This is a genomic window from Patulibacter sp. NPDC049589 (assembly GCF_040675535.1).
Lineage (GTDB): Bacteria > Actinomycetota > Thermoleophilia > Solirubrobacterales > Solirubrobacteraceae > Patulibacter.
The window spans coordinates 39,255-45,599 of the sequence record NZ_JBFAPC010000025.1; the positions used below are offsets into that span (position 1 = coordinate 39,255).

At 73.9% G+C, this 6,345-nt stretch carries 6 protein-coding genes; 4 read left to right on the forward strand and 2 right to left on the reverse strand.

The window, feature by feature from the left end:
* Positions 1–77 precede the first annotated feature (77 nt).
* Both AB0L40_RS07020 and AB0L40_RS07025 read right to left on the reverse strand, forming a co-directional pair.
* On the reverse strand, positions 78–1,586 hold the full coding sequence (locus tag AB0L40_RS07020; RefSeq protein ID WP_364351257.1) for a gluconokinase: 1,509 nt from the start codon (positions 1,584–1,586) through the stop codon (positions 78–80).
* A 93-nt stretch (positions 1,587–1,679) separates the two neighbouring features.
* Complete coding sequence (locus tag AB0L40_RS07025; RefSeq protein ID WP_364351260.1) at positions 1,680–2,363, reverse strand: hypothetical protein; 684 nt, start codon at positions 2,361–2,363, stop codon at positions 1,680–1,682.
* 17 nt (positions 2,364–2,380) lie between these two features.
* Between AB0L40_RS07025 and AB0L40_RS07030 the strand changes: the two genes are divergently transcribed.
* The 4 genes from AB0L40_RS07030 to AB0L40_RS07045 form a co-directional block, all read left to right on the forward strand.
* Positions 2,381–2,710, forward strand: coding sequence for a hypothetical protein (locus AB0L40_RS07030; protein ID WP_364351263.1), 330 nt, complete (start codon positions 2,381–2,383; stop codon positions 2,708–2,710).
* A 36-nt stretch (positions 2,711–2,746) separates the two neighbouring features.
* Positions 2,747–3,145 (forward strand): MerR family transcriptional regulator, encoded by a 399-nt coding sequence (locus AB0L40_RS07035; RefSeq protein WP_364351266.1) that lies wholly within the window; start codon positions 2,747–2,749, stop codon positions 3,143–3,145.
* Entirely contained in the window at positions 3,142–4,593 is a 1,452-nt protein-coding gene (ahcY, locus tag AB0L40_RS07040) for an adenosylhomocysteinase (RefSeq protein ID WP_364351269.1), read from the forward strand. The genes AB0L40_RS07035 and ahcY overlap by 4 nt, the downstream gene beginning before the upstream one ends.
* A 713-nt stretch (positions 4,594–5,306) precedes the next feature.
* Positions 5,307–6,345: PadR family transcriptional regulator (locus AB0L40_RS07045; RefSeq protein ID WP_364351272.1), on the forward strand; the 1,039-nt coding region annotated here is incomplete at its 3' end.

Genomic DNA, 6,345 nt, shown 5'->3' on the forward strand with positions numbered 1-6,345 from the left:
ATCTGGCGGGCCGGCGTGCGCATGGCGCGTCGGCCCGACCCATCCTCGCGCGCGGACGGCGGGCGCGCGCCGGTTGCTCAGCCGCGGCGGTCCAGCTCGCGCAGCGCCCGGAGCCCCGGCTCGAGCGCCTCCTGCAGACCGGCGAAGACGGGGCGCAGCGCGGCGTAGCGCTGGGCCGCGACGGGGTCCGGGCGCCGCGTCTCCGCCACCGCGATCCGTCGCGCGACCGCGTCGTCGTCCGCGATCAGCCCGAGCGCCCGCATGCCCACGATCGCCGCGCCGAGCCCGGAGCCCTCGTGGCCCTCCGGGAACCCGACCGGCACGCCGAGGACGTCCGCGAGCAGCTGCCGCCAGAACGGGCTGCGTGCGAAGCCGCCGGTCGCCCGCAGCTCGTCGACCCGGTGGCCGGCCTCGCGCAGCGAGTCGAGGACGAGGGCGAGCTGCAGGCAGACGCCCTCGACCGCCGCGCGGACGAGGTGCGCCCGGCCGTGCCCGGCGGCGAGGCCCACGAAGGCCCCGCGTCCGTCGCCCCGCCAGCGCGGCGCCCGCTCCGACAGCAGCGACGGCAGCAGGACGAGCCCGTCGGACCCCGGCGGCGCGGTCGCCGCGAGCGCGAGCAGCTCGTCCTCGGGGTGGGGGCCGAGGTCCGGCGCGAGCGCGTCCCCGGCCCAGCGCAGGACCGAGCCGCCGTTGTTGATTGCCCCGCCGGTGACCCAACGGTCGTCGTCCAGGGCGTAGCTGAACAGCCGCCGGGCCGGGTCGACCGCGGGCCGGTCGACGGTGAGCCGCAGCGCGCCGCTCGTGCCGATCGAGCAGGCGGCGACGCCCGGCCGCACCGCCCCGACGCCGATGTTCGCCAGCGGACCGTCGCCGGCGCCCGCCACGACCGGCGTGTCCGCGGGCAGGCCGGTGGCCGCGGCGGTGTGGGCGGTCAGGCCGCCGAGGACGGTCGTCGTCGGGACCAGCGGGGCGAGCACCGACGCCTCGATCCCCGCCGACCGCAGCGCGCCCGGGTCCCAGTCGCGCGCGGCCGCGTTCCAGAGTCCGGTGCCGGACGCGACGGACTCGTCGAGCGCCCACCGTCCCGTCAGGTCGTGCAGGACGAGCTCCTTCACGCCGACCCAGCGGCGCGCGGCGACGAAGACGGCGGGGTCCTCCTCGCGGAACCAGGCCAGCTTGGCCAGCGGCGCCATCGGGTGGACGGGCGTCCCCGTCCGGTCGTGGACGCCGGGGTCCGCGGCGCGGATGCGGTCGGCCTGCGGGGCGGCCCGGGTGTCGGCCCACGTGAGGATCGGCGTCAGCGGCGCGCCGTCGCCGTCCAGCGCGCAGAGTCCGTGCATGGCGGTCGAGACGGCGATCCCGGCGACCTCGACGCCGGCGTCACGGCAGCGCGCGGCCGCCTCGCGCACGGTCCGCCGGACGGCCGCGACCACGACCCGCGGCTCCTGCGTCGCGTGTCCGGGCTCCGCCACGTCGAGCGGGTAGCCGTGCTCGCCGCCGCCGAGGGACGAGCCGTCCGTCGCGAACGCGGTCGTCTTCGCCGCCGTCGTCCCGACGTCGACGCCGAGGACCGCCCGGCGCATCATCGGAGGCGCGACCTGCCCCACCACCGGCGCCGCGGTCGCACCGGGTCGGGATCGCCGGTGGCGGGCCGGCGGCGAGGCGTCACGGGCCGGCCCTCACCCGAGGTCGGACGCCTCGATCAGCCCGGCGGGGTCCGTCCGGGACGGACCCGTCGGGAACGCGAGGCGGACGAGCCGCTGCCCGTCGACGCTGACGTGCGCGATCACGGGCGGGACGACGCTGGCCGAGAGCTCGTCGAGCGCCTGGGCGACGGCGACGAGGCTCGGGCGCAGGCGGATCCGCCACGCGTCGATCTTGCCGGCGGGCACCGCGACCTTCTCGCGCTTCTCGACGCGGATGTCGATCGGCCAGTGCACGACGGCCGTCAGCCACACCGGCGGCACGAACTTCGCCTTGTCGGCGAGCGGCAGGACGCGGAGCGCCAGCACGATCGCCGGGGCGGGGACCATCTCGCGCGGGTAGGCCGAGATGTCGCCGCCCATCTGCGGCACCTGGACGTCGCGGAACGCGGCGGACTCGGTGAAGACCTCGCGGTCCTTGTCGGTCAGCTCGATCGACTGGGACTGGGCGAGCAGCGCGCCGGAGCGCCGGCGGAAGCGGGTCTGCACCGTGCCGGCCAGGCGCCCGAAGGCCTCGCCGCGGATCTCCTGGATCAGCTCGCGGTCGCCCTCCGTGCGGAGCGTGAGCGTGCCGGTGCCGACCTCCTCGCCGTCCACGAGTCCGCGGAACGTCGTCGTCTCGGGGCCGTCCAGCTCGGGATCGGGCAGCGCGTCTTCCATGGGCGGCACGATGGCAGGTGCGGGCGGTCGCGGCACGGGAACGGGCCCCGGCCGGCGAGCGCTTCCGCCGGCTGCGTCACGAGCTCGGCGACCGCTTCCTGGCCGTCGAGATCGACTCGTCGAAGGGCAACCCGTACGGCAACAGGCGGATCGCGCACTCGGTGGTCACGGAGGACCTCCAGGACGTCCCGGGCCACCCGACCCGCGAGGCGCTGGACCGGACCTGGACTTCTTCGCCGACCGGCTCGTGGTGGGGCGCCGGCGACGGCCTGAGGGCGTCGACACCACGTCCGCGGCGATCCGCCCGGTCGGTCGCGGAGGCGGGCCGAGCGGGCACCCCGTCGTAACCTTGACACGATCGTGGTAAGGTTACGAAGTCCCGCATGGACGCACTGACGATCAACGAGGCGGCGGAGACCACGGGCTGGAGCCCGCGGATGCTCCGCTACATCGAACGCATGGGGCTCGTCGAGCCCGAGCGGTCGACGGGCGGCTACCGCCTGTACGGACCGGGTGAGCTCCAGCGCCTGCGCACGTTGCGCGGGCTCCTGGACGAGCACGGTCTGGCTCTCGGAGAGGTCGGGTTCGCCCGCCGTATGCAGCACGACGACGTGCTGCGGACGACGGTCGAGGAATGGCTCGAGGCCGAGCCGGCGCGTCCTGCCCACGTGCCCGCCGACGATTGGCTCACGTGGGAGCAGGACAAGCACGAGCGACTGGTGGCAGAGGCCGCACGTCGCGCCGACACCACCGCCACCACGAACCTCACGGAGACGCTATGAGCACCGTCCTTCAGCAGAACGACTTCAAGGTCGTCGATCTGAACCTGGCCGCCGCCGGCCGCAAGCAGATCGACCTCGCCGAGCACGAGATGCCCGGCCTGATGTCGACGCGCCGCGAGTTCGCCGCGTCGCAGCCCCTCAAGGGCGCCCGCATCATCGGCTCCCTGCACATGACCACGCAGACCGCCGTGCTCATCGAGACCCTCACGGCGCTGGGCGCCGAGGTCCGCTGGTGCTCCTGCAACATCTTCTCGACCGACGACCAGGCCGCGGCGGCCGTCGTCGTCGGCCCGAACGGCACGCCCGAGGATCCTCAGGGCGTCCCGGTCTACGCCTGGAAGGGCGAGACGCTCGAGGAGTACTGGTGGTGCACCGAGCAGGTCGTCGCCGGCTGGGGTGCCGAGGGTCCGAACATGATCCTGGACGACGGTGGCGACGCCACGATGCTCCTGCACAAGGGCCGCGAGTTCGAGCTCGCCGGCGCCGTGCCGGACCCGTCCACCGGCGGTTCCGAGGAGGAGACCATCTTCCTGCAGCTGCTGCAGTCCTCGGTCGCCGAGCACCCGAACCGCTACACCGAGCTGTCCGACGGCATCCTGGGCGTCACCGAGGAGACCACGACGGGCGTCCACCGCCTGTACGAGCTCGCCAAGGAGGGCAAGCTCCTCTTCCCGGCGATCAACGTCAACGACTCGGTCACCAAGTCGAAGTTCGACAACCTCTACGGCTGCCGCCACTCGCTGATCGACGGCGTCAACCGCGCCACCGACGTCATGATCGCCGGCAAGACGGCCGTCATCTGCGGCTTCGGCGACGTCGGCAAGGGCTCCGCCGCCTCGTTCCGTGGCCAGGGCGCCCGCGTCATCGTCACCGAGATCGACCCGATCAACGCGCTCCAGGCCGCCATGGAGGGCTACCAGGTCGCCACGCTGGAGGACGTCATCGCGACGGCCGACATCGTCATCACGACGACGGGCAACAAGGACATCCTCACCAAGGATCACCTCGCCTCGCTGAAGAACAAGGCCATCGTCGGCAACATCGGCCACTTCGACAACGAGATCGACATCGCCGGTCTGGCGTCGATCCCGGGCATCGAGCGCGTCGAGGTCAAGCCGCAGGTCCACGAGTGGGTCTTCCCCGACGGCCACTCGATCATCGTGCTGTCCGAGGGTCGCCTGCTGAACCTCGGCAACGCGACGGGTCACCCGTCCTTCGTGATGTCGAACTCCTTCACGAACCAGACGATCGCCCAGATCGAGCTGTTCACGAAGAACTCCGAGTACGAGAAGCAGGTCTACGTCCTGCCGAAGCACCTCGACGAGAAGGTCGCGCGCCTGCACCTCGACGCCCTGGGCGTCCGCCTCACGAAGCTCACGCAGGAGCAGGCCGACTACATCGGCGTTCCGGTCGAGGGCCCGTACAAGCCCGACCACTACCGCTACTAGCGGCCACGGTCCCGCCGGCGAGCGCCGGCGGGACCGGCGTCCCGCCCCGGATCGACCGGGCGGGACGCGACCCGCATCCCGCCCCGGACCTCCGGGACGGGGGCGATCGCCCGTCGGCCGGACCATCCGGCATGATGGGCGGACCACCCGCAGGCGACCGTCCGGTCGTCGCGGGCAGCTTCCCGAGACATCTCGGAATCCGATTCAGCACACGACGGGCGGCCCACGGGCCGCCCGTCGTCGTTCCGTGGGGCGGGGCCGGTCGGTGTTCCGGGGGCGGGCCCGGGGCGGGCGGGCCGAGGCCGTGGTTGCCGGATTCGGAACCTGCCAGGGAGGTTTCCCGGTCGGCGTGCTGCCCCGGGGACGTCGTGCGGGCGGGCCCGGCGACGGTCACCAGATTTGCTACCCCCCCAGGTGCCTTTCCTGGTCGGCGTGCGGCGCCGGATCGTCGTGCGGGCGGGCCCGGCGACGATCACCAGAGTCGGTATCTCCCGGGAAGGTTTCCTGGTCGGCGACCCGCGCCGACCCGCGCCGACCCGCGCCGACCCGCGCCGACCCGCGCCGACCCGCCAGGACGGCCGCCGCACCTCGGCCGCCGAGAGTGCAACCTGCCGTTCAAGATCGCGCAGACGAGCATCGCGATATATCGCGCTATTGACGTCTCGGCGAAGACGATATATCGTGATGGAACACCAACCACAAGGAGTGTCCTCATGGACGCAGTTCGATTCACCATCAGCAGCACTCCGTTCGGCCAGCGCTTCGGCGGTCGTGGTCCTCGCCGCGACGGTCCGGGCGGCGACGGCGGGCGCGGCCCCGGCCGCCACCGCCACGGAGATCCGGAGGCGTTCGACGAGCGCGGGCCGGGTCACCACCGCCACGACGGTCCCGACGGGTTCGGCGAGGGCGGCCGCGGTCGCCACCGCCACGGCGGGCCGGATGGTCACGGCTTCCGGCACGACCACCCCGGCGCGTTCGACGAGCGCGGACCCCGGAACCACCGGTGCGCCCCCGTCGGCGAGCACGGCGGGCCGGGAGACGGCGAGGGCTTCGGTCCCGGTGGCCGCGGCGGCCGCGGGCCCGAGGGCGGTCGCGGTCGCGGCCGCGGTCCGGGCGGCCCCGGGGGACGGGGTCGCGGTCGCGGTCCGGGTGGTCGCGGTCCCGGCGGGCCGTTCGGCCGGCCGGGCGACCCGGAGCTCCCCGGCTTCCTGCCGCCCGGCGCCCGCGTCGGCCGCGGCGACATCCGCGCCGGCATCCTCGTGCTCCTCCTCGAGGGCCCGATGCACGGCTACCAGCTCATCTCGGAGCTGCACGAGCGCAGCGGCGGCGTCTGGCGCCCGAGCCCCGGCTCGGTCTATCCGACCCTCAAGCGGCTCTCTGCCGAGGAGCTCGTCGAGAGCTCCGAGGGGCGCGGCCCGCGCAAGGCGTTCTCGCTGACCGACGCGGGCACGGAGGAGGCGACCCGCCTGGCCGCCGAGTCCACGCCGTGGGAGGCGCTCGTCGACGACGACGACCGCGGGGCCCTCGAGCTCCGCGACCTGGTCGTCAGCGTCGTGGACGCCGCCCGCCAGGTCGTCCGCGTCGCCGACGCGGACCAGGCGGCGGACGCCAAGAAGGTCCTCGTCGAGGCCCGCCGCCGGCTCTACGGGATCCTCGCCCAGCCCGCTCATGGTCTTCCCCTCCGTCGAGTTCGCACTCTTCTTCCCGATCGTCTTCGGACTGTCGTGGCTGCTCATGGAGCGACCATCGATC